At 67.2% G+C, this 21818-nt stretch carries 17 protein-coding genes; 11 read left to right on the forward strand and 6 right to left on the reverse strand.

What is annotated here, in order from left to right; all coding sequences use genetic code 11:
- Nucleotides 1-86: 86 nt before the first annotated feature.
- From ACZ5IQ_RS15165 to ACZ5IQ_RS15205, 9 genes are all read left to right on the forward strand, one after another.
- Nucleotides 87-1847: an N-acyl-D-amino-acid deacylase family protein gene (locus tag ACZ5IQ_RS15165; RefSeq protein ID WP_212811455.1), complete on the forward strand. Its 1761-nt coding sequence runs from the start codon at nt 87-89 to the stop codon at nt 1845-1847.
- A 408-nt stretch (nt 1848-2255) separates the two neighbouring features.
- Nucleotides 2256-3434, forward strand: coding sequence for an LLM class flavin-dependent oxidoreductase (locus ACZ5IQ_RS15170; RefSeq protein WP_212811454.1), 1179 nt, complete (start codon nt 2256-2258; stop codon nt 3432-3434).
- Nucleotides 3431-4819: an NtaA/DmoA family FMN-dependent monooxygenase gene (locus tag ACZ5IQ_RS15175; protein ID WP_212811453.1), complete on the forward strand. Its 1389-nt coding sequence runs from the start codon at nt 3431-3433 to the stop codon at nt 4817-4819. The genes ACZ5IQ_RS15170 and ACZ5IQ_RS15175 overlap by 4 nt, the downstream gene beginning before the upstream one ends.
- Before the next feature lie 3 nt (nt 4820-4822).
- A complete protein-coding gene (locus ACZ5IQ_RS15180) occupies nt 4823-5947 on the forward strand; it encodes an LLM class flavin-dependent oxidoreductase (RefSeq protein ID WP_212811452.1) in 1125 nt (374 codons plus the stop codon).
- 61 nt (nt 5948-6008) lie between these two features.
- Nucleotides 6009-7811 (forward strand): fatty acyl-AMP ligase, encoded by a 1803-nt coding sequence (locus tag ACZ5IQ_RS15185; protein WP_212811451.1) that lies wholly within the window; start codon nt 6009-6011, stop codon nt 7809-7811.
- A gap of 160 nt (nt 7812-7971) precedes the next feature.
- Complete coding sequence (locus ACZ5IQ_RS15190) at nt 7972-8568, forward strand: TetR/AcrR family transcriptional regulator (protein WP_212811450.1); 597 nt, start codon at nt 7972-7974, stop codon at nt 8566-8568.
- Nucleotides 8569-8572: 4 nt separating this feature from the next.
- Nucleotides 8573-9079 (forward strand): SRPBCC family protein, encoded by a 507-nt coding sequence (locus ACZ5IQ_RS15195; protein WP_212811449.1) that lies wholly within the window; start codon nt 8573-8575, stop codon nt 9077-9079.
- Nucleotides 9079-10131 (forward strand): LLM class flavin-dependent oxidoreductase, encoded by a 1053-nt coding sequence (locus tag ACZ5IQ_RS15200; protein ID WP_212811448.1) that lies wholly within the window; start codon nt 9079-9081, stop codon nt 10129-10131. Before ACZ5IQ_RS15195 ends, ACZ5IQ_RS15200 begins: the two co-directional genes overlap by 1 nt.
- Nucleotides 10132-10275: 144 nt before the next feature.
- Nucleotides 10276-11133 carry a hypothetical protein gene (locus ACZ5IQ_RS15205; protein WP_464480012.1) on the forward strand — a complete coding sequence of 286 codons (858 nt, stop codon included), beginning with the start codon at nt 10276-10278 and terminating at the stop codon, nt 11131-11133.
- Between the two features lie 69 nt (nt 11134-11202).
- Here ACZ5IQ_RS15205 and ACZ5IQ_RS15210 read toward each other — a convergent pair whose 3' ends face one another.
- The 3 genes from ACZ5IQ_RS15210 to ACZ5IQ_RS15220 all read right to left on the reverse strand — a co-directional run bounded on the left by ACZ5IQ_RS15210 (nt 11203) and on the right by ACZ5IQ_RS15220 (nt 15783).
- Nucleotides 11203-13533, reverse strand: coding sequence for an arylsulfatase (locus ACZ5IQ_RS15210; protein WP_244872547.1), 2331 nt, complete (start codon nt 13531-13533; stop codon nt 11203-11205).
- 110 nt (nt 13534-13643) lie between these two features.
- On the reverse strand, nt 13644-14762 hold the full coding sequence (locus ACZ5IQ_RS15215) for an Rv3169 family protein (protein ID WP_212811445.1): 1119 nt from the start codon (nt 14760-14762) through the stop codon (nt 13644-13646).
- Between the two features lie 7 nt (nt 14763-14769).
- A complete protein-coding gene (locus ACZ5IQ_RS15220; RefSeq protein ID WP_212811444.1) occupies nt 14770-15783 on the reverse strand; it encodes an NADP-dependent oxidoreductase in 1014 nt (337 codons plus the stop codon).
- A 102-nt stretch (nt 15784-15885) separates the two neighbouring features.
- On the opposite strand from ACZ5IQ_RS15220, the gene ACZ5IQ_RS15225 reads away from it, so the two are divergent.
- Complete coding sequence (locus ACZ5IQ_RS15225; protein ID WP_212811443.1) at nt 15886-16554, forward strand: TetR/AcrR family transcriptional regulator C-terminal domain-containing protein; 669 nt, start codon at nt 15886-15888, stop codon at nt 16552-16554.
- A 73-nt stretch (nt 16555-16627) separates the two neighbouring features.
- On the opposite strand, the gene ACZ5IQ_RS15230 is transcribed toward ACZ5IQ_RS15225, so the two are convergent.
- The gene (locus ACZ5IQ_RS15230) at nt 16628-18061 is read right to left on the reverse strand and encodes a glyceraldehyde-3-phosphate dehydrogenase (RefSeq protein WP_061006101.1); all 1434 of its coding nucleotides are present in this window, start codon (nt 18059-18061) and stop codon (nt 16628-16630) included.
- 160 nt (nt 18062-18221) lie between these two features.
- The gene (locus tag ACZ5IQ_RS15235) at nt 18222-19424 is read right to left on the reverse strand and encodes an MFS transporter (protein ID WP_212811442.1); all 1203 of its coding nucleotides are present in this window, start codon (nt 19422-19424) and stop codon (nt 18222-18224) included.
- 94 nt (nt 19425-19518) lie between these two features.
- Here ACZ5IQ_RS15235 and ACZ5IQ_RS15240 point away from each other — a divergent pair, with 94 nt between their 5' ends.
- Complete coding sequence (locus ACZ5IQ_RS15240; protein WP_212811441.1) at nt 19519-21366, forward strand: HNH endonuclease signature motif containing protein; 1848 nt, start codon at nt 19519-19521, stop codon at nt 21364-21366.
- 9 nt (nt 21367-21375) lie between these two features.
- Here the strand turns inward: ACZ5IQ_RS15240 and ACZ5IQ_RS15245 are convergent, their stop codons facing one another.
- Nucleotides 21376-21768, reverse strand: coding sequence for a hypothetical protein (locus tag ACZ5IQ_RS15245; RefSeq protein ID WP_226521989.1), 393 nt, complete (start codon nt 21766-21768; stop codon nt 21376-21378).
- Between the last annotated feature and the right edge of the window lie 50 nt (nt 21769-21818).

Here is a 21818-nt window from a genome sequence, read left to right on the forward strand (position 1 = left end):
TCTCTGGATCTGCCGCCCATCACGGTGTAACACTGTTACAGTACTGCCGCCGACGGATGTTCGCGGGCAGCAACGAGGGAGCAGATGTGTTCGATCTGAAGATCACCGGTGGCACCGTCGTCGACGGCACCGGCGCCGACCGGTTCACCGCCGACGTCGCGATCAAGGACGGCAAGATCGTCGAGGTTCACCGCCGCGGTCCGAACGACCCTGTGCTGTCCGGTGATTCGGCCGAGACCATCGATGCCACCGGCAAGATCGTCGCTCCCGGGTTCGTGGACATCCACACCCACTACGACGGCCAGGTGAGCTGGGACAGCGTGCTGGAGCCGTCGAGCAACCACGGCGTGACGACGGTGGTCGCGGGCAACTGCGGCGTCGGTTTCGCGCCGGTGCGCCCCGGCCAGGAGGAATGGCTGATCGCGCTCATGGAGGGCGTCGAAGACATCCCCGGCACTGCCCTGACCGAGGGCATCACGTGGGGCTGGGAGAGTTTCGGCGAGTACCTCGACGTCGTCGGGCAGCGTGAACTGGCCGTCGACATGGGCACCCAGATCGCGCACGGCGCGGTCCGCGCGTACGCCATGGGGGAGCGCGGCGCCCGCAACGAACCGGCCACCGCCGACGACATCAAGGCCATGGCCAAACTGGTCCAGGACGCGATCGAGGCCGGGGCCCTGGGCTTTTCGTCGTCACGCACGTTGGCACACCGTGCCATGGACGGCGAACCCGTGCCCGGCACCTTCGCCGCGGAAGACGAGTTGTTCGCCCTGGGCCGGGCCACCGCGGCCGGTGGGGCGGCCGTCTTCGAGCTGGCCCCGCAGGGCGCGGCGGGCGAGGACATCGTCGCGCCGCGCAAGGAACTCGAGTGGATGCGCCGGCTGGGAGAGGAGATCGACTGTGCCCTGAGCTTCGCGCTCATCCAGGTCGACGCCGACCCCAATCTGTGGCGTGAGCAGCTCGATCTGTCGGCGGCCGCGCACCAGGCGGGCAGCCGGTTGTTCCCGCAGGTGGCGGCGCGGCCGTTCGGCATGTTGCTGGGCTTCCCCGGCCACCACGCGTTCACCCACCGGCCGACGTACCGCCGGCTGGTCGCCGAGTGCACGCGCGAGGAGCTCGCCGAGAAGCTGGCCGAGCCCACGGTGCGGGCCGCGATCCTGGCGGAGGAAGACCTGCCGATCGATCCCACGAAGTTGTTCGACGGCATGTTCATGCTGGCGCAGAATGCGGCAAATCGCCTGTACCACATCGGCGAACCGCCGGATTACGAGCCGACGGTCGAGCGCACCGTGGCGGCGATCGCGGAGCGCCGCGGCGTGGACCCGCTGGCCGCGATGTACGACCTGATGCTGGAAGCCGACGCCGGCGCCATGCTGATGTACCCGATGTTCAACTACTCGGACGGCAACCATGACGCCATCCGCGAGATGCTCACGCATCCGGCCGGGGTGCTCGGGCTGTCGGACGGCGGCGCGCACTGCAGCATGATCTGCGACGCGTCGTACCCGACGTTTCTGCTGACGCACTGGGCCCGGGACCGCCATCGCGGTGAGAAGCTGCCGCTGGAGTACGTCATCCGCAAGCAGTCGCATGACACCGCCCAGCTGTACGGGATGTCGGACCGTGGCGTCATCGCCGTCGGCAAGAAGGCGGACGTCAACGTCATCGATCTGGACGCGCTGACGCTGCACGCGCCGAAGATGGTGCACGATCTGCCCGCCGGGGGAAAACGCTTGGTGCAGGGCGCAAGTGGGTACGACGCGACGATCGTCAGCGGCACCGTCACCCGACGGCACGGCATCGACACCGGCGCGCGGCCGGGCCGGCTGGTCCGCGGCATCCGCTAGCCCGGTTTGGAATCCTGATGATTTCAGGAGCATCGCGATACCTCTGGGGTCGTGCAGACGCGGCAGGCCCCGCGCGAAAACTCGCATCCCAGTGATCTGTCCCGGGTCCCCGGCACTCGCCGCGAGGCGCGCCAGGTTCAGACGCCGTCGACTGCCGCACGTCGCAAAGACGTTGGCATAGAGCCTTTTTGATGCCCCAGCGCACACGCCAACGGCCGCTCCGGCGGGCATCGACGATCCCGCCGGCCTGATCTCCGGCCGGCCGGTGCGACGGCTGAGCGTCCGTCTACCGGATGTGCCGACCGATCGGCCGACTATTCCCTGCCCTGGCGCGGACACTGCCGCAACCGCCGCGATCTGCGCGCGGCTCGGCAGAGTGGTCGTACCCCGTCAGGAAGGCAGGTTGCGATGCCTCATTCGTCGAGCCGAATCCATCTGGCCGTGGCGCTGGACGGCGCCGGCTGGCACCCGGCCGCGTGGCGCGAACCCGACGCGCGATCCGCCGATCTCTTCGGCGCCGGCTACTGGACCGACCTGGTCCTCGAGGCCGAACGCGGTGCATTGGACTTCGTGACCGTCGAGGACTCGTTGGCAGTCCAGTCCGACGACCCCTTCGTGCCCGACCAGCGCGTCGATCGGGTCCGTGGCCGGTTGGACGCGGTGTTGATCGCGGCGCGGGTCGCGCCCCGTACCCAGCGGATCGGGTTGGTGCCCACGGCCGTCGTCACCCACACCGAGCCGTTCCATGTGTCGAAGTCCATCGCGACGCTCGATTACGTGAGTGCCGGCCGGGCCGGTGTGCGCGTCCAGATCGCCGGCCGCCCGGATGTCGCCGCGCACTTCGGGCGACGTGAGGCTGCGTCCCGGTCGCGGACCGACGAGTATTTCGCCGAGACCGCCGATTACGTCGAGGTGCTGCGCCGGCTGTGGGACAGCTGGGAGGACGACGCCGAGATCCGCGATGCCGCCACCGGCCGCTTCATTGATCGCGACAAGCTGCACTACATCGACTTCAGTGGCCGCTGGTTCTCGGTCAAGGGTCCGTCCATCACGCCGCGCCCACCGCAGGGGCAGCCGATCGTCGCGGCATTGGGCCACGGCCGCGCTGCCCACGAGCTGATCGCCGGCAGCGCGGACCTCGGGTTCGTCACCCCTGGCGACGCCGCACAGGCCGTAGCTGTCGTCGAGGAAATCCGTGGGTTGCAACACGACGCCGGCCGCGGTTCCGAGACGATCCACATCTTCGGCGATGTGGTGGTGTTTCTCGATGACAGTGCGCCGGCGGCGCAGGCCCGCCGGCGCCGGCTCGATGACGTCGCCGGTGTCGAATACCGCAGTGATGCAACAGTGTTCGCCGGAACCGCCGCGCAATTGGCCGACCTGCTGACGGAGTGGCACGGCGCCGGGCTGACGGGATTTCGGCTGCGGCCGGCGGCTCTGCCGCACGACCTGGTCCAGATCACCGAACAACTGGTGCCCGAATTGCGGCGCCGCGGACTCTTCCGCGACGGGTACGAAGCGAACACGTTGCGTGGCCTGCTCGGGTTGCCGCGCCCGTCCAACCGTTACGCAAGGAGCAGCCAATGAGCAAGCCAGTCAAGCAGATTCACCTCGCTGCGCACTTTCCGGGCGTCAACAACACCACGGTGTGGAGTGACCCGGCGGCGGGCAGCCACATCGAGTTCAGTTCGTTCGAGCACTTCGCGCGGACGGCCGAGCGCGGGAAATTCGATTTCCTGTTCCTGGCCGAGGGCTTGCGCCTGCGCGAACAGAACGGCCAGATCTACGACCTCGACGTCGTCGGGCGTCCGGACACCTTCACCGTGCTGGCCGCGCTGGCCGCGGTGACGGAGCGAATCGGCTTGACGGGCACCATCAATTCGACGTTCAACGAACCCTATGAGGTGGCCCGGCAGTTCGCCTCCCTGGATCATCTCTCTGACGGCCGTGCGGCCTGGAACGTCGTCACCTCGTGGGATGCGTTCACGGGCGAGAACTTTCGCCGCGGCGGGTTCCTGGCGGAGGACCAGCGCTACGAACGGGCCAAGACATTCCTGCAGACGGCGCTGGAGCTGTTCGACTCGTGGCGCGGCGACGAAATCGTGGCGGACAAGACGAGCGGCGTGTTCCTGTCCGAACCCGATGCCGGCGCGTTCGCGCACACGGACAGCCACTTCGACATCCACGGCCGGTTCAACGTGCCACGCAGCCCGCAGGGGCGCCCGGTGATCTTCCAGGCGGGCGACTCGGACGAGGGCCGCGAGTTCGCGGCATCCGCTGCCGACGCCATCTTCTCGCGGCACAGCACGCTGGAGGCCGGGCAGGCGTTCTATACCGACGTCAAGGGCAGGTTGGCACGTTACGGCCGGCGCCATGACGAGTTACTCATCCTCCCGGCCGCGACGTTCGTGATCGGTGACACCGATGACGAGGCGGCCGACCTCGCGCACGAGGTCCGGCTCGCCCAGGTGTCCGGGCAGACCGCGATCAAGTTCCTCGAACAGCTCTGGAACCGCGACCTGTCCGACCATGACCCGGACGGGCCGCTGCCGGCGGTGGATCCCGTCGTGGGGGAGAACACCATCGCGCGCGGCCGGGCCAGCGTGCGCATGTTCCGGGACCCGCTCGCGATCGCCGCCGAGTGGCGGGCCAAGGCCGAGGCGCAGAACCTCACCACGCGCGAGCTGATCGTCGAAGTCACCGGGCGGCAATCGTTCATCGGATCGCCCCACACCATCGCGGCGACGATCGACCGATACGTCCAGGCCGATGCCAGCGACGGATTCATCCTCGTCCCGCACATCACGCCCGGCGGCCTCGACCCGTTCGTCGACCGGGTGGTGCCACTGCTGCAGGAGCGCGGCACGTACCGCACCGACTACACGGGCACCACACTGCGCGACCACCTGGGACTGGCGCCGCTGCCGCGGCCGGCGGTGCGCACCAACGTCTCCGCAGAAGTGGCGTCGTAGCTCATGGCGACTCCACTGACCGTGCTCGATCTGGTGCCGATCTCGTCGGGTTCGACTGCGCCGCAGGCGCTACGCAACAGCATCGACCTCGCCAAGCGCGCGGAGGCCCTCGGCTACGCGCGTTACTGGTTCGCCGAACACCACCTCAATCCCGGTATCGCCGGCACCTCGCCGGCTGTGCTGCTCGCGCTGACCGCGGCGGAGACCTCCACGATCCGACTGGGCTCGGGGGCGGTGCAGATGGGTCACCGGACCGCGGTGGCGACTGTCGAGGAGTTCGGTCTGCTCGACGCGCTGCACCCGGGCCGGTTCGACCTCGGCCTGGGGCGCTCCGGTGGTAAGCCGCGGGAACCGAAAGTCCCGGTGGGTGCCGCGGTGGGCGCTCCGAGTGTCCGCAACGGCGCGCGCGGGCTGCTGATTCCACCGAAGTTCGATCCGCGCCCGCTGTTGCAGTCACCCCGGTTCGCCCTCCAACGGGCACTCCTGCAGCTGCCCGGCGCGCAATCGCAGGACTACACCGACCAGATCAGCGACATCCTGGCGTTGATCGCCGGCGTCTACCGCGACGCCGACGGCTTGGCGGCGCAGGTCGTGCCCGGGGAAGGCGCCGACCTCCAGATCTGGATCCTGGGCAGCAGCGGCGGTGAGAGCGCCGAGGTCGCCGGGACCAGAGGACTGCGGTTCGCCAGCAACTACCACGTCGCACCATCGTCGGTCCTCGAGGCGACCGACGCCTACCGGGCCGCGTTCCGTCCATCGACCGAACTCGACGAGCCGTACGTCGCGGTGTCGGCGGATGTCGTCGTCGCCGACGACGAGGCCACGGCCCGCGAACTCGCCACCGGATACGGCCTGTGGGTGCGCAGCATCCGCACCGCCGAAGGCGCCATCCCGTTCCCGACCCCGGCCGAAGCGCGGACGCACACCTGGACGGCCGCCGATCGTGAGCTCGTCGCGGACCGGGTGGACACCCAGTTCGTGGGGACCGCCGCACAGGTCGCCGACAAGCTGGAACGGCTACGCGACGCGACCGGGGCCGACGAATTAATCATCACCACCATCACCCACGACCACCAGGACCGGGTGCGCTCCTACGAGTTGTTGGCCGACGAGTGGTCGCGGCGGTGAACAACTACAGATAGATGTGTAGCGGCGCAGCCATTTTCAAGGGTGCGCATAGGCTGGACCCATGACACCGGGCAGCGGCCTTTTCCAGATCGAGGACTGCGTCGACGAATCGGGGGCGGTGACGCTGCCGCCCGGCGCGACGCTGATCGCCCTGATCGATGGGAACATCGCGCATCTCCCCGACATGGTGGCATACCGCTACCTCGACTACTCCGGCACCGAAGCGCGGACTTACGAAGTGACCTGGGCCCAACTCGGGGTGCGACTGGCGGCCATCGCGGCCCGGCTGCAGTCCGTCACCGAGCGCGGTGACCGCGTTGCCATCATGGCGCCACAGGGCCTCGAATATGTCGCCGGGTTCTTCGCGGCGATCAAGGCCGGCGCCATCGCGGTACCGCTGTTCGCGCCCGAATTGCCGGGGCATGCCGAGCGGTTGGACACCGCACTCCACGATGCGCGACCGGCAGCGATCGTGACGACGGCGGCGGCGCGGCCGGCCGTCACTGAATTCCTCGCCGCGCATCCGGACCTGGGCACGCCGGCAGTCGTCGCCATCGACGAGGTGCCGGACGACGAGGGCGTTTCGTTCGAACCCGTCCACCTCGAGATCGACGATGTCTCGCACCTGCAGTACACCTCGGGGGCGACCCGCCCGCCCGTCGGCGTGGAGATCACCCATAAAGCGGTGGGCACCAACCTGATTCAGATGATCCTGTCCATCGACATGCTGGATCGCAACACCCACGGCGTCAGCTGGCTGCCGTTGTATCACGACATGGGTCTGTCGATGATCGGCTTTCCCACCGTGTACGGCGGGCACTCGACATTGATGTCGCCGACGGCGTTCGTCCGCCGGCCGTTGCGGTGGATCCAGGCGTTGTCGGACGGCTCGAAGGTCGGCCGAGTGGTCACCGCGGCACCGAATTTCGCTTACGAATGGGCGGCGCATCGTGGTGCGCCGAGCCCGGGTGACGACATCGACCTGGCGAACGTGGTGATGATCGTGGGCTCGGAGCCCGTCAGCATGGACGCCATCAAGAGCTTCAACGCGGTCTTCGAATCGTATGGACTCCCGAAGACGGCGATCAAGCCGTCCTATGGCATTGCCGAGGCAACACTTTTCGTGTCCAACATCGCGCCCGACGCGGAGGCGACGGTGCGGTACTTCGACCGCGCGCAGCTGGCGTCCGGTGTGGCGGTGCCGGTGGCCGAGGACGCACCGGGCGCGGTCGCGCAGGTGGCGTGCGGGCAGCCGGCGAGCAGTCTCTGGGTGGTGCTGGCGGACCCGGTCACCGGAACCGAACAGCCCGACGGTCGCGTCGGCGAGATCTGGTTGCAGGGCAACAACATCGGCCGTGGTTATTGGGGCCGGCCAGAGGAGACCCGAGAGGTTTTCCACGCTCGGCTGCGCAGCACCTTGCCGCTGAACAGTCACGCCGACGGCGCCGATGTCGACGGATCCTGGTTGCGGACAGGTGATCTGGGTTTCTACCTCGACGGCGAGTTGTACGTCACGGGTCGTCTCGCCGACGTCATCACGATCAGTGGGCAGAACCACTATCCGCAGCACATCGAGACGACGGCCGCCGACGCGTCACCATTGGTGCGGCGCGGCTACGTGACCGCCTTCACCGTGCCGGGCGAGGATGGCGAACAGCTCGTGATCATCGCCGAACGTGCCTCGGGCACGGCGCGCCATGATCCCCGGCCCGCGATCGAGTCGGTCCATGCGCTCGTTTCGGAGCGTCATGGCGTGACCGTCGCCGAGGTCCGGTTGCTGCCTGCCGGCGGCATCCCGCGCACCACCAGCGGGAAGCTGGCGCGCCGCGCCTGCAGAGCCGCCTATCTGGACGGTTCGCTGTAAGCGCCGGGCGCCACGCGGCCGGTTATGAATCGCCTCATATTCGGGTGCGTTGACGCACGTCCATACTGCTCGCACGCGTCGGATGCGGGCGGTTCTTGACTCCTCGATATGAACACGATCATAATTCGAGTCAATCGTTCCGCCCGTCAGGAGTCGCCCCATGCCGCCCGACACTCGCCAGTCGATGGTGGTCGCCGCCGTCGAACTGCTGCGTGAGCGGGGCGTCGACGGTGTCACGCTCGACGATGTGCTGAGCCGCAGCGGCGCGCCGCGAGGCTCCATCTACCATCACTTTCCCGGCGGGCGCGCTCAGATCATCGACGAGGCCGCGCAGCTCAGCGGTGATGCCATCTCCCGGCTGATCTCCAGGGCGGCACCGGACGGCCCGGCGGCCGTCGTCGATGCCATGACCGGATTCTGGCGGAAGCTGCTGGGCCAGAACAACTTTGCGGTCGGCTGCCCGGTGGTGTCCATTGCCGTCAGCGCCGCACCGGGTTCGGCGCTGGCGCAGCACGCCAATCAGATCTTCCGCACCTGGCACCAGCTGGTCACCGACTGTCTGGTGGCCGACGGCGTCGGCACCGTGGTTGCCCGCCGACTGGCCACCATGTCGCTCGGTGCCATCGAAGGTGCCATCACCATGTGCCGGGCCACGTCGAGCCTGCAGCCGCTCGATGATGTCAACGCCGAACTGAAGTTGCTGTTGGCAGCCCGGACGCTCTTTGCCGCAGGCGCACCTACCCCGAAGGGAAGTTGAGACCATGGAATGGACCGGTGCGGTGTATGCCGACGCCCCGACCGTCGAGGTGTCGACGTGGATCGACGCGCCCGTGGCACGGGTCTGGGAAGTGGCGTCGGACATCACGGTGATGCCCGAGTGCAGCCCCGAGCTGCAGCGGGTCGAATGGCTCGGGGACTGTGACGCACCGCGTGTGGGTGCCCGTTTCGTCGGCCACAACAGCCATCCCGCACTCGGGGAGTGGTCGACGGAGTGCGAGATCGTCGAGTACGAACCACAACATGTGATGGCCTGGGCCATCGGCGATGCCGGCAACCCGACCGCAACGTGGCGCCTGAGCCTGCAACCCGACGGCACCGGGACCCGGTTGGCGGAATGGGCCCAGATGGGCCCCGCACCGTCAGGGTTGTCTCTGGCGATTGCCCGGATGCCCGACAAGGAACAGAAGATCGTCTTCAACCGGCTGCGCGAATTCGAGTCCGGGATGCAGTGCGCGCTGGCGTACATCAAGCAGCGGGCCGAGAGCTGATGCGCGCCGCGACGACGGTCGAGGCTGCGAGCCTCGGAAACTGGAATTATCAAAGGCTTTTCGTCTCCGAGGCCGAGAAGTTGGGCCTGGACATCTGTTGGGTCGCCGAGGCGTGGGGATCCGACGCGCCGTCGGCACTCGGGTACTACGCCGCGTGCACGGAACGGATGTTGTTGGGCTCGGGCATCATTCAGCTCGGCACCCGGACGCCGGTGGCCATCGCCCAGGCCGCGATCACGCTGTCGAATCTGTCGGGCGGGCGCTTCCTGCTGGGCCTCGGCGCATCGGGACCCCAGGTCATCGAGGGACTGCACGGCGTACCGTTCGCCAAGCCGCTGGGCCGGATGCGGGAGACCATCGACATCATCCGGCAAGTTGTCGCGGGCGAGCGGGTCACGCACAGCGGCAGCCAGTTCCAGATTCCGCTGCCGGGCGGTGACGTGAAGCCGATGCGCCTGTCGATGCGGGCGGAGCACGAAATGCCGCTCTACATAGCGAGTCTCACACCCGCCATGCTGCGGCTCACCGGCGAGGTCGCCGACGGCTGGCTCGGCACCAGCTTCGTCCCCGAAGGTGCCGACGACGCCTACTTCGCCCACCTCGACGACGGTCTCGGGCGCTCAGGCCGCGCGCGTGCCGATCTCGACATCTGCCAGGGCGCCGAGGTGTCGTTCGCCCGCGACGAGGCCCATCTCAAGACGCTGATCGACGCCCGGAAGTCCGAGCTGGCGTTCAGCCTCGGTGGGATGGGTTCGGCCTCGACCAACTTCTACAACCAGGCGTACAGCCGGCAGGGCTGGGCCGAGGTCGCGGCCGCGGTCCGGGAACGCTGGCAGTCCGGTGACCGCGACGGTGCGGCGGCGCTGATCACCGACGAGATGATCCTGGCCACCACCTTGATCGGCACCGCGGACATGGTGCGCGATCGCCTTCAGGTGTGGTGCGATGCCGGCGTCGACACCGTCCGGATTTACCCGGCGGGTGACACTCTCGAGGAACGGTTCACCACGCTCGGTGCCGCCATCGACCTGGTGCATTCGATCGAGCGGTGATCCGGCCGGCCTGACGGCGGCGGGCACATCATAGGGAGTTCCCTTATTTGCCGGGCCGTGACGCGGACGTAGCGTCGAACCGTGGTTCGAGCTGGCCAGCGCACCGCGATCCGTCTGCCATGTTCCGCTGCCCGAGGAGATGTCATGCCCAGTCGAAGGCGAAATCTGAGACGCATCGTCACGCCGATTCTGGTCGCGTGTCTGTGCACGTTCGGTCTGATGCTGCCGCCGGCGGCGAGCGCCGATCAGTTGTCGAACGGGCTCACCGCGAACTGTACGCCCGACAGCGACGTCCACGTCACGTGCATCATCGGCGGATGTGCTCGCGTGCACGGTGACTACGTCATCGACGCGGTACACATCATGTGGAACGGCATCCAGTCCGAATACGAATTCAAATGCATCAACGGCGCCACCGCACGGTGGGGACATGACAACGGCGGCAAGGCTTTCAAGATCGGCGTCCAGGGCTGCCGCAAGAAGGACTTCGAAGGCGACTGGTGCGGGCCGTGGGCCGACTACAACTACACCCCGCCCGCAAAACCGCAGGAGGCGCCGGTGAATTGCCCGCCGGGATCGAAGACTTCGACGGTGCCTGCGGGACAACAGTGTGAGGCAGCACCCTTGGCGGACATCAAATGCCCGGACGGGTCGCCGACCCCGACGGTGCATGCCGGCCAACAGTGCGCCCCGATTCCCGAGGTGACCAACGCGATTCAGGCGTCGTTCGGCGCTCCGGGTGCGACGAGTATTGCCTTCAATGTCTCGAACACGTCGAATCTCGCGGCAACGTGCAACTATGTCGCCACCACGAACTCGGTGAATCCGTTGGTGCCGCGCAAGACCACCCGGCAGTTCAGCGTCCCCGCCAACGGGAACCACACCGAGACTTTCAGTGGTGCACCGACTTTCTCCACCTACAACGTCGTGCTGTCCTGCCACGACGCCGGCGGTAAGCAGAAGTCGGAGATCGGCCACGTCGAAACGTCGGTGACGTGGTGACCTGACCCGACTCGGGGGCGTCCTGCCACGGTCCGCAATGGCGCGGGCCGTGGCAGGACGGCGTCCGCCTTACGTGTAGGCGACGTGGACGTGGTGGATGTGTCCTTCGAAGGGGAAGGGCGCGCGTTCGCGGTAGTCCATCGACACGGGTGACCCCAGGCAGGTGCCGATGTCGAGGCAGTCGTTCGCGGTGAACAGCAGCGGGGCGCTGATCGGCACCTGTCCGGCGGCCACCGTCTCGCCGTCGACCGCGACGGTGATGTCCAGCGGGCCACCGGGACGCAGCTCGGCGTACTGGGTGGTGACCGTGATGGTGTGCCGGCCGGGCGCGACGGCGGCGTCGGACTGAATCTTGGTGCGTTGCAGGATGAACAGGTTGTACTCGTAGCGGACGTGGCCGTTCTCGAGGTAGCAGGTCAGGCCGCCGGCGCCACTGCCAAGGGCGTACAGGACCCCGGATGCGTTCTCCGGGACGTCGGCGTCGATGGTCACCACGTTGTTCTTGTTGCCCAGTGCCGGGGCGCAGAACTCGGGCATGCGGATCATGTCGCCGGAGAAGTGCCACTCCCGGAACGGCGGCGCGATCCGCAATTCCGGGTGGTACACCGGAACCCACAGCCCGCCGCCGACCGGCAGCACGGCGTTTCGGGCCGCTTCGATGGCGAACATCTCCCGCATCTGCGCGAGCTTCTCCGGCAGCTGCGCGGCGAGATCGTTGGCCTGCGACCAGTCTTCGTCCAGGTTGTACAGTTCCCAGACATCCTGATCGGGCGTCCACGTCGCGATGCCCGGGGGTTGCCCCGGCACCCACGGCAACCGCGGCCCACGCGCCGACGCGATCCAGCCGTCGTGATAGATCGCCCGGCTGCCCATGATCTCGAAGTACTGAGTCTTCTTGCCGCCCGGCGCGTTCCGGTCGGCGAGGGTGCGGGCAAAGCTGGCGCCGGCCAGCGGCATCTGCGGTTCGCCGTAGACGGTGCGCGGCGGCTCGATGCCGACCACCTCGTAGATCGTCGGCACGATGTCGTTGCAGTGCAGGAAGTTGTCGCGCGGCACGGTGTCGGCGGCGATCTTCGCGGGCCAGCGCACCGCCAGCGGATTCCGGGTGCCGCCCAGATGCGACGCCAGCAGCTTCATGCCCTTGTACGGCGTGCTGCCGGCCCAGGCCCAGCCCGCGTGGTACTGATTGTCGACCAGGGGAGAGCCCAGGACGTCCAGCCCGCCGAGCTCATCGAGCGCGTCGATGTGCTGGCGCACCGTCGTGGGAATTCCGTTCTGCGCCAACAGCTCTGAGATGGTGCCGTTCTGGCCTTCGCCGGAGGAACCGTTGTCGCCCCAGATGTACAGGAACAGGGTGTTGTCGCCGTAGCCGAGGGCATCGAGTTCGTCGGCGATCCGGCCGACCTGCACGTCGACGTGCTCGGCGTAGCCGGCGGCGACCTCCATCAGGCGCCGCTGGAACGGCTTCTCGTCCTCGGGGATGTCGTCCCACGCCGGCAGGGTCTCGTCGCGTTCGGTGAGTTCGCAGTCCTGCGGAATCCAGCCCTTTTCCTTGGCCCGCTCGAAGACCCGCTGCCGGTAGGCATCCCAGCCGTCGTCGAACTTGCCCGCGTACTTGTCCGCCCATTCCTTCATGATGTGGTGCGGGCCGTGCAGGCAGCCGCTCGCCCAATACATGAAGAACGGCTTGTCGGCATTGAAGGCCTTGTGCCGGCGCAGCCACGAGATGGCGTCATCGGCGAGGTCTTCCGACAGGTGGTAGCCCTCTTCGGGAGTCTTCGGCGGGGCGACCACCGTGGTGTTGCGGACCAGGTTGGGTTCGTACTGAGACGCCTCACCGGCGAGAAAGCCGTAGAAGTATTCGAAACCCAAACCGGTGGGCCAGTTCTCGAACGGGCCGGCCGCGGTGGTTTCCTCTGCCGGGGTGTTGTGCCACTTGCCGAAAGCCGAGGTGGCGTAGCCGTACTGTTTGAGAACTTCGGCGACCGTCGCGCTGGACCGCGGAATCTTGCCCGCGTACCCGTCCCAGTCGTTGGCGAGTTCGGCGATCTGCCCGTTGCCGATCTCGTGATGGTTGCGACCCGTCAGCAGCGAGGCCCGCGTCGGCGAGCACATGGCCGTGGTGTGAAACCTGTTGTACGAGACGCCTTCCGCGCACACCCGGTCGAGTGTCGAGGTGGTCACTTCACCACCGAGAGTGGACGGCAGCCCGGGACCGGCGTCGTCGATGAGGACGATGACGATGTTGGGGGTGTCGTCGTGCAACCGCTTGGGGACGGTCCGCGGCTGGTACGTCGACTCCTGCAGCGTCCGGCCGGCGATGCTGGCGGATGGAACCGGCGGGAACGGCAACACGCCACCGTCCGGCAGTACCGGTGCCACCACACTCGTGTCAGACAACTCGACCCCTCCTTCTGGTGATGCGGCAAGAGACTGCCCCCGATCCGGGGTCTACTGTGCCGTACGCCACTGACGGTCGCGTCAGCGGGGGAGATCTTTGCCGTGCCGGGTCAGCCCTGGTAGCCGTCCAGGAATCCGGTGAGTCCCGACGGGGTGTGCGGACCGATGGCGATCTGTTCGACGACGCCGATCCCGGTGCGCTCACCCATGGTCGCCTTCACGACGTTCTGCAGGTGCAGCGACGTGAAGTCCGTCGGATCGAAATCGCCCAACCGGATTGATTCCCTGCCGATTTCGTACGGGCCATGATTGGAGCCGTGGCCCCAGTGCGGGTGCCAGTAGCCGATGCCGCGCATCCGGAACGTATAGAGCTTCTCCAGTTCGATGTGTGTCTCGCCCTCGATGGGATCGGTGAACCACAGGTGGGCCCGCCGGATTTCACGCCGCCCGGGCTCCCAGTCCAGTTCGTAGCCGATGTCGTAACACTCGCGTACGCCGACGCGACTGGACGGTGACGCACCGTCCGGCAGCGGGTCCAGGACCGCGGCAGTCTCCAGCCACCGGCGGCCGTCCTCATGCTCATGGAACGCGTAGTGGGTGAATCGGTCTCCGAAATGCAATGGCGCCCAGAGCCAGAAGACCTGGAACGGCATGGGTTGGCGCAACACGGCGAGCTGTTCGCCGACCGGACGGATGCCCCACGACCGATCCCGGGTCCCCGGCACCTCACCGGCCCTGACCGCAAGGTCCTCGCCGTCGACGCTGATGATCCCTTCCCACGACCCCCATTGCGTCAGCCTGGTGTGGTCGGTCAGCACGATGCCTTCAGCGGTGCGTCGCTGTTGACGTGGCTCCTCGACGGCCACAGTGGTGGCTCGGAAGGTCAGGTCGCAGGAGATGTTCTGCTCGTTGTCCTCGACGACATAGCGGATGGTCCGCAATGGTTCGGCGACTTCGACGCGGAAAGGGCCGATGGTCGCCGACCGGTCCAGGGGCATCGCGCCCGAGGCGAAGATCGAATGTTCGACACCGTCTTTCACGACACTGAACGCGGCGTCGATGATGCCGCGAACGGGGTAGTGCCCCATGGCCGCACCGAAGTAGAAATCGCCGTCACGCTGGTGGCCGTTGAACCAGTAGCGGTCGTAGTGGTTGGGGTCGCCGCTGGCCGGCACGCCTACCGGGTCTGCCGAGGCGTGAATCGGATAGTCGTCAAAGGGCGTCAGCACGGCGGCGTCACCGTTCCGGGTCGTTGATCTTCACCAGCATCTTGCCGATGTTCGCCCCGGTGAACAGGCCGTTCAGCGCGTCGATGCTGGATTCCAGTCCCTCGTAAACGGTTTCGCGATGCACCAGCAGGCCCTGCTGCTCCCAGCCACTCAGCGCGGCGAAGGCCTCGTCGAACCGCGCCCACTCCTCGAGTGCGATGAAGCCCTGCATCGTCGAGGCCGTGGACAGCAGATTCACGTAGTTGGACGGACCGGGGTGGTCGCCGTTGAGGTACGTCGTGATGATGCCGCACATGACCACCCGCGCCCGGTGGGCGAGATTGCCGAGCGCGGCATTGAGGATGTCGCCACCGACGTTGTCGAAGTAGACGTTGATGCCGCCCGGACAGGCCGCCTTCAAGGCGGCCGGGAAATCGTCGGCCTTGTAGTCGACGCAGGCGTCGAACCCGAACTCCTCGACCACGACGCGACACTTCTCCGGGCCGCCTGCGATGCCGACGACGCGCGCGCCGGCGATCTTGGCGATCTGCCCGGCCACCGATCCGGTGGCGCCCGCGGCGGCCGAGACGACGACCGTCTCGCCGGGTTGGGGCTTTCCGACGCCCGTCATGCCGAAGTAGGCGGTCGCCCCGGTGGGGCCGTAGATCGACATCACCGCGAGAGGGTCGGTGTACCCGACGACCGGCGTGCTGAACAGGTCGTCGTGGATGATCGCATAGTCCTGCAGGCCGGTCAGCGTGGTGACCAGGTCACCGACTTTGTAGGCATCGCAACGAGATTCGACGACCTCGCCGATGCCGGCCACGCGCACCACCTCACCGAGCCCCAGCGCCGGGAGATAACCGGGTTCGCCGTCCAGCCAGGTGCGGGCAGCGGCGTCGATGCCGACATAGGTCGTCCGTAGCAGTGCTTCACCCTCTGCGGGGACGGGTGCGGGCACCGTCACCATCTCGGTGTCGTCGGGGGAGACCAGACCGTTGGGGCGGCGCCGCAGCAGGATCTGACGGTTTTCTCGGTTCATCGTGTCGTTTCTGTGGGTACCGGCGAGTTTTCATATTGATTATTAAAAGTCCTCTCGGTTATCGTCAACCCCGAATGTGGAAGTGGTCGCCAGGAGAGTCCGATGAGCGTCAACAACGCAGCACCCCGCCGGGGGCGGCCGCCGCGTGTCGACCAGAGTGCCATTGCCGCAGCGGTTTTGGAGATCGGCACCGAGAACGCCACCATGCGCCGGGTCGCCGAGCATCTCGGTATCAGCCTGCCGGGGCTCTACCATCACGTGAAAAACCAGCACGACCTGCTGCGCCTGGCCACCGTCAGTGCCCTGACGAACTCACCGCCGCCGCGGTACACCGGCGGACACTGGGCGACCTGGCTCCGCGACTATGCGTCCTACATCCGGTCGGTGCTGGCCGCCGAACCCGCGCTGGTGGAGAAGTTCGTCAGTGGTGCGGTCGGCCATGACGTCGAGATGGAGTACACCGCCGATGCAGTGGAAGCGCTTGCCGCGCAAGGTTTGTCGCCGAGCGACGCCCTCGCGGTATGGGCATCGGTGAGTACCATGGCAGTCGGCAGTGTCACCGAGGCCCATCGCGAATACCTGTACTCCGAGAGCGGGCAGCCATGGTTGGCCCGGATTCTCGCGCTCACCGCCAAACGTTCACCGTCGGAGTTTCCCACGTTGCGTGCCATCGCGAAATCGGGTGACGACCCGTTCGGTGACGAGGCCTTCCAGCATCGAATCACGTTGCTGCTGACCGGTATCGCCGCGCATTACGGACTGCCCCTCTAGCGCCGAAACGGCACTCCAGCAGAGCAAGTCTCGTGAACTTGTCTGTCGGAATGCCGTTTCGGCGGAAGGTGGATCAGCTGCGCGGGTACGTCGGGTATTCGATACCCGAAAGGAACTGCACGACACGAACAACCTGGCACGAGTAGCCGAATTCGTTGTCGTACCAGCAGTACAGGATCGCCTGATCGCCGTCGACGATGGCGGCGTTGGCGTCGATGATCGACGCCGCACGCGAACCGATGAAGTCGCTCGACACGGCGTCGGTCGCCGCGGTGTAGTCGAGGTTGCGGCTCAGCGGACCCGACAGCGACGTCTCACGCAGGTGCGTGAGCACCTCATCCTTCGTCGTCTCCTTCTTGAGCTGCAGGCTCAGGATGGCGATCGACACGTCGGGGGTAGGAACGCGGATCGAGTTACCCGTGATCTTGGCCTTGAGCTCCGGCAGCGCCTTGGCGACGGCTGAGGCGGCACCGGTCTCGGTGATGGTCAGGTTCAGCGGCGCGGAACGGCCACGACGGTCGGCCTTGTGGTAGTTGTCCAGCAGATTCTGGTCGTTGGTGAACGAGTGGACCGTCTCGACGTGACCACGGATGATGCCGAACTTCTCGTCCATCGCCTTGAGCGGCGGCACGATCGCGTTGGTGGTGCACGACGCACACGAGAAGATCTGCTGGTTGACGTCCTGGCCCAGGTGGTTGACGCCGTGCACGATGTTCGGCACATCGCCCTTGCCCGGTGCGGTGAGGACGACCTTCGAGATGCCCGGACGCAGGTGCTGCTCGAGGCCGGCGCGGTCGCGCCACTTGCCGGTGTTGTCAATCAGGATGGCGTCGCTGATGCCGTACTGGGTGTAGTCGACCTCGGACGGGTCATTCGCGTAGATGAACTTGATGACGTTGCCATTGGCGATGAGGAGGTTGTTCTCCTTGTCGACCTTGATTGTGCCGTTGAAGTGCCCGTGGACCGAGTCGCGGCGCAGCAGCGAAGCGCGCTTCTTCAGGTCGTCGGCGCCACCGCTGCGCACCACGACGGCCCGCAGGTTCAGGCCGTTGCCGCCACCGGCCTTCTCGACCAGCAGTCGGGCCACGAGGCGACCGATCCGGCCGAAGCCGTACAGCACCACGTCACGAGGGCCCTGCGGCTCGGCCTTGTTGTCGCCCGTGACGTCGGACAGTGCGTCGGCGACGAAGTCGGCTACCGAAAGGCCACGCTCGTCGGCGCGGTAGGCGTGCACCAGCAGGCCGAGGTCGATCTTGGCCGGACCCAGGTCCAGATTCGCCAGAGCCTCCAGGAACGGGAAGGTCTCGACCACCGAGAGCTCCTCGCCGGCGATCTGCCGGGCAAAGCGGTGGGTGCGCAGGATGCTGATCACCGACTTGTTCACCAGCGACCGGCTGTGCAGCAGGACGGTGACGCCGCGCGTGCGGTGCAAGGTGCCGACGATCGGAATCATCGCCTCCGCCAGGGCTTCCTGGGTGTTCCAATTGGCAAGTTCTGGTGTATTCAACTCATCTGTCCTACGGGTCGCTTGGCCGATCGCGCTGAGCAGCGCATTCATGTTAGCGATCGGTATTTCCGGCTCTGCAGGTCGTCCCGCTGGCAGGGCACGTAGGGGTTGACAGGCACGCCGGCCCGTGGGCCGAAACTGTGTCCCAGCAGGCGACTACTCAGTGGATGGCCGGCTGAATCCTGCGCAGGATGGGCACCAAACCGATCAGTGCGACGACGTTCGCCACCACGATCAGCGCGATCGTGTAGGTGGGGGAGATGTCGTAGACCGCACCGAGCAGCCCACCGGCGATGAGCAACGCGATACCGCGCAACAAGGCGAGCCAGCCGAACGCCACAGCCCGGGTGTGCACCGGGACCAGCTCGGTGACGACTGACTTCACGGTGGAGTCGAGGACTCCGTTGACGATGCCCCACACCGCAACGCCGATCCATACGAGGGTCCGGTCGCCGGTGAAGGCAATCGCGGACAACGCGGCGGCAATGGGCACCGCGACCAGAGTGACGGGCCCGCGCTTGTCGTAAACCCGACCCATCACGAGGCCGGCCGCACCGTCGACCGCCATCGCAACCGCGAAGAGGACGGGGACCTGAGCGTCAGACAGCAGCCCGGTGCGTTGGGCGTGGAATGCGAGCAACGGGAACGAGGCGACGCCGCACGACAGCACCCCGATCGTGATGACGTAGTGCCAGAACCGAGCGGGCAACCGCTTCGGTACCGCAGGGCTACCGGCGTCGGGTTCGGTTGCTTCCCGAATGGCCTCCTCTTCGTAGCTCCGCGGATCGGGAACGCGAAAGCGGAGCCAACCCAGCAGGATCAGTACGAGTACGCCCGGAACAATCAGTACTCCGAACGCCATCCGGTAGTCGCCGGCGTGAGCGCTCAACACCGCGGCCAGCAGCAGCGGCCCGGCGATGGCGCCGGTCTGGTCGAGGGCCTGGTGTACGCCGAAGGCGCTGCCGCGACCCGTGCTCGTCGACGCGTGCGACAGCAATGTGTCCTTGGCCGGCGAGCGGACCGCCTTGCCCAGGCGCTCGGTGCCATACAGCAGCAGCGCCGGTACGAGCGATCCTGTGACGCCGATCAACGGGACGCTCAGCACCGTCAGTGCGTAGCCGGTGATCGTCCAGCTCCAGTAGTGCTGGGTCCGGGCCACGGCATAGCCGGCGACAACCCGCAGCCCGTATCCGATGAATTCGCCTGCGCCGGCGACCAATCCGACGACGGCGGCGGACGCCCCGAGGGTGGCCAGATAGGGGCCGATGATGCTGCGTGCGCCTTCGTACACCATGTCGGCAAGCAGGCTCACCACGCCGAAGACGAGGACAAAGTGCCAGGGCTTGAGTGGTCGGCCGGTCACGCACCGATTGTGCACGGGACCGAGGCGGAAGTGTCACCGATGTCCTGAGACATAACACGTGACAATGGTCGGATCTGGCGGTAGACTCGAACACATGTTCGAACATTCTGGTATCGGGGCCGGCGGTGTGCCGGTCCACGATGCCGGCGTGGTCGACTTGATGATCCACTTCGCGCGGGTGGAAAACCAGTGCGCTGCGGGCCGGCTGACAGCCGTCGCCGACCTGGTGGCGCTGCGGGTCGATGACCAGGATGGCCGGCAGTGGTGGGCCTGCGATGGCTGGGACGCCGCGGTCGCCGAAGTCGGGGCGGCGCTGGGGATCGGGAAGCGCGAGGCGTCGGGGCAGTTGTCGATCGCGGTGGCGTTGCGGTTCCGGCTACCTCGGGTGGCGGCGGTGTTCGCCGACGGTGGAGTCTCGGCGCGGACGGTCGGGGCGATCTGCTGGCGTACTCGTCTGGTCGAGGACCCCAACACGCTGGCGGTGATCGACGCCGCGCTCGCGGGAGCACTGTCGGAGTGGGCGGGGTTGTCGCGCAAGAAGATCGAGAAGAAGATCGACGGTTGGGTGCAGAAGTTCGACCCCGCCGCAGTCCTGAAAGTCCGCTCAGCAGCGCGCCGCCGTGGGGTCGGGGTGGGCAAGCCTGATGACGAGACCGGCGTGGCCTCGATCTGGGGTGCACTCCTGGCTACTGATGCCGAACTGCTGGATCGGGTGCTCACGGAGATGGCCCGGCAGGTTTGCGACCAGGATCCGCGTACGTTCGGGCAGCGCCGCGCTGACGCCCTGGGAGTCCTGGCAGCACGCGGGGACCTACTGGCCTGCCAGTGCGGCAATTCCGACTGCCCGGCGGCTGGGCCTGATGCGCGGGCGACGGCGGTGATGATTCATGTGCTGACCAATGGGCTGCCGGCGCCGGTGCCTGACCCGCTGCTCAGCGGGGACCCGGCCGCGCCGCTGGTGCCCACGCCGGCCCCGTCTGCGCCGGAGCCGGTCTTCACGCCCCAACCTGATCGCGCGCCTGAGCCGGTCTTCGCACCTGCACCTGCGCCAGCAGCCGAGCCGGCGAACGACATGGCGTCGACGCCCATGCCTATGTCCGACCCTGCGCCGGTGGCCGATTCGCGGGCCGCCGAAACCCTGGCGCCTGTTGCGTTCGAACCAGCCAGCGACAGCACGTCCACACCGGTGGCCGACGCGGCGCCCACGCCGGCGACCGCGCCGGTGCGGGCGCCGGTCGGTTATGTCCTCGGCGGCGGCGTGATCCCGCCGACAGTGTTGGCGGACCTTGTCGCCCGGGGCGCGAAGGTCCGTTCGGTCGCCTCCGCCGCCGACCTGGATGAGGTGCCGCGATACCGGCCGTCGGCCGCGATGGATGAGTTCGTGCGGATGCGGGCGATGACGTGCATGTTCCCGGGCTGCGATCACCCGGCCACCGCCTCCGATATCGACCACACGGTGCCGTGGCCGGCCGGTCCCACCCATCCGGGCAACCTGAACCCCAAGTGCCGCAAACACCACTTACTGAAAACGTTCTACGGCGGCCCCGACGGCTGGCAGGACCGTCAACAACCCGACGGCACCATCGTGTGGACCGCACCGACCGGGCACACCTACATCAGCGTGCCCGAAAGCCGAATCCTGTTCCCCCGCACGATCACCGACACGCCACTGCCCAATCCACCACCAGAGACCGTTGGTCTGGACACCGCCACGGCTCCCGGCCGGAGCATCATGATGCCCATCCGCCGCCGCACCCGCGCACAAGACCAGGCGCAGCGCAATGCCTACGAACGCGCCCTCAACCAAGCCGACATCGACGCACAAGAGGCCGCCCGGGAAGCCTTCGCCCGCCAACGCAGAGAACGAGAAGAATGGGAAGCGGCAGAAGCCGCAGCAGCCGCCGAATCCGCAGGGCAACAGGACATCCCACCCCCGCGGTGAATCAGATGGCTAGTGTGCGTGGTCGAACAGCACCAAGGTGTCGGCCAGGTTGCCGTCCACGAAGTAGGCGCGGCAGGTGAAGGGGTCGTGAATCGTGCCGCCGGCTTCGGCCTTGGCGTCGATCGTCCCCGACACGTTCCACACCGTAATGCGGCTGCGGTCAACGCCTTTCAGCGGTTTGTCCATCATCAGCGGAAACATGTCCTGTCCATCCGTCTCCAGCGCGCCGGCAACCGACCGAACGCCGGAAAGTTGGGCTGAATCGGGCGATGCCAATTGCTTGCGCACGTCGGCCTGGCATCTGTCGCGGGCGACGTCTTGCGCAGCACGCGGCTCCGGACCCATGAGGCCGAAACCGCGGGTTTTCACGCCGATCACCGCGAGGACCGCCAGCGTCAGCACACACACTGCCGCGATGATGAGGAGCCGGCGCGCACGACGACGCTCTCCGT

The organism is Mycobacterium toneyamaense, from assembly GCF_055384815.1.

What these genes read in the sequence shown, in the direction of transcription:
- ACZ5IQ_RS15205 (WP_464480012.1), top strand. Translation starts at nt 10,276, where the DNA reads ATGCCCAGTCGAAGGCGAAATCTGAGACGCATCGTCACGCCGATTCTG.
- ACZ5IQ_RS15225 (WP_212811443.1), top strand. Translation starts at nt 15,886, where the DNA reads ATGAGCGTCAACAACGCAGCACCCCGCCGGGGGCGGCCGCCGCGTGTC.
- ACZ5IQ_RS15200 (WP_212811448.1), top strand. Translation starts at nt 9,079, where the DNA reads ATGCGCGCCGCGACGACGGTCGAGGCTGCGAGCCTCGGAAACTGGAAT.
- ACZ5IQ_RS15175 (WP_212811453.1), top strand. Translation starts at nt 3,431, where the DNA reads ATGAGCAAGCCAGTCAAGCAGATTCACCTCGCTGCGCACTTTCCGGGC.
- ACZ5IQ_RS15195 (WP_212811449.1), top strand. Translation starts at nt 8,573, where the DNA reads ATGGAATGGACCGGTGCGGTGTATGCCGACGCCCCGACCGTCGAGGTG.
- ACZ5IQ_RS15190 (WP_212811450.1), top strand. Translation starts at nt 7,972, where the DNA reads ATGCCGCCCGACACTCGCCAGTCGATGGTGGTCGCCGCCGTCGAACTG.
- ACZ5IQ_RS15240 (WP_212811441.1), top strand. Translation starts at nt 19,519, where the DNA reads ATGTTCGAACATTCTGGTATCGGGGCCGGCGGTGTGCCGGTCCACGAT.
- ACZ5IQ_RS15220 (WP_212811444.1), bottom strand. Translation starts at nt 15,783, where the DNA reads ATGAACCGAGAAAACCGTCAGATCCTGCTGCGGCGCCGCCCCAACGGT.
- ACZ5IQ_RS15185 (WP_212811451.1), top strand. Translation starts at nt 6,009, where the DNA reads ATGACACCGGGCAGCGGCCTTTTCCAGATCGAGGACTGCGTCGACGAA.
- ACZ5IQ_RS15170 (WP_212811454.1), top strand. Translation starts at nt 2,256, where the DNA reads ATGCCTCATTCGTCGAGCCGAATCCATCTGGCCGTGGCGCTGGACGGC.
- ACZ5IQ_RS15180 (WP_212811452.1), top strand. Translation starts at nt 4,823, where the DNA reads ATGGCGACTCCACTGACCGTGCTCGATCTGGTGCCGATCTCGTCGGGT.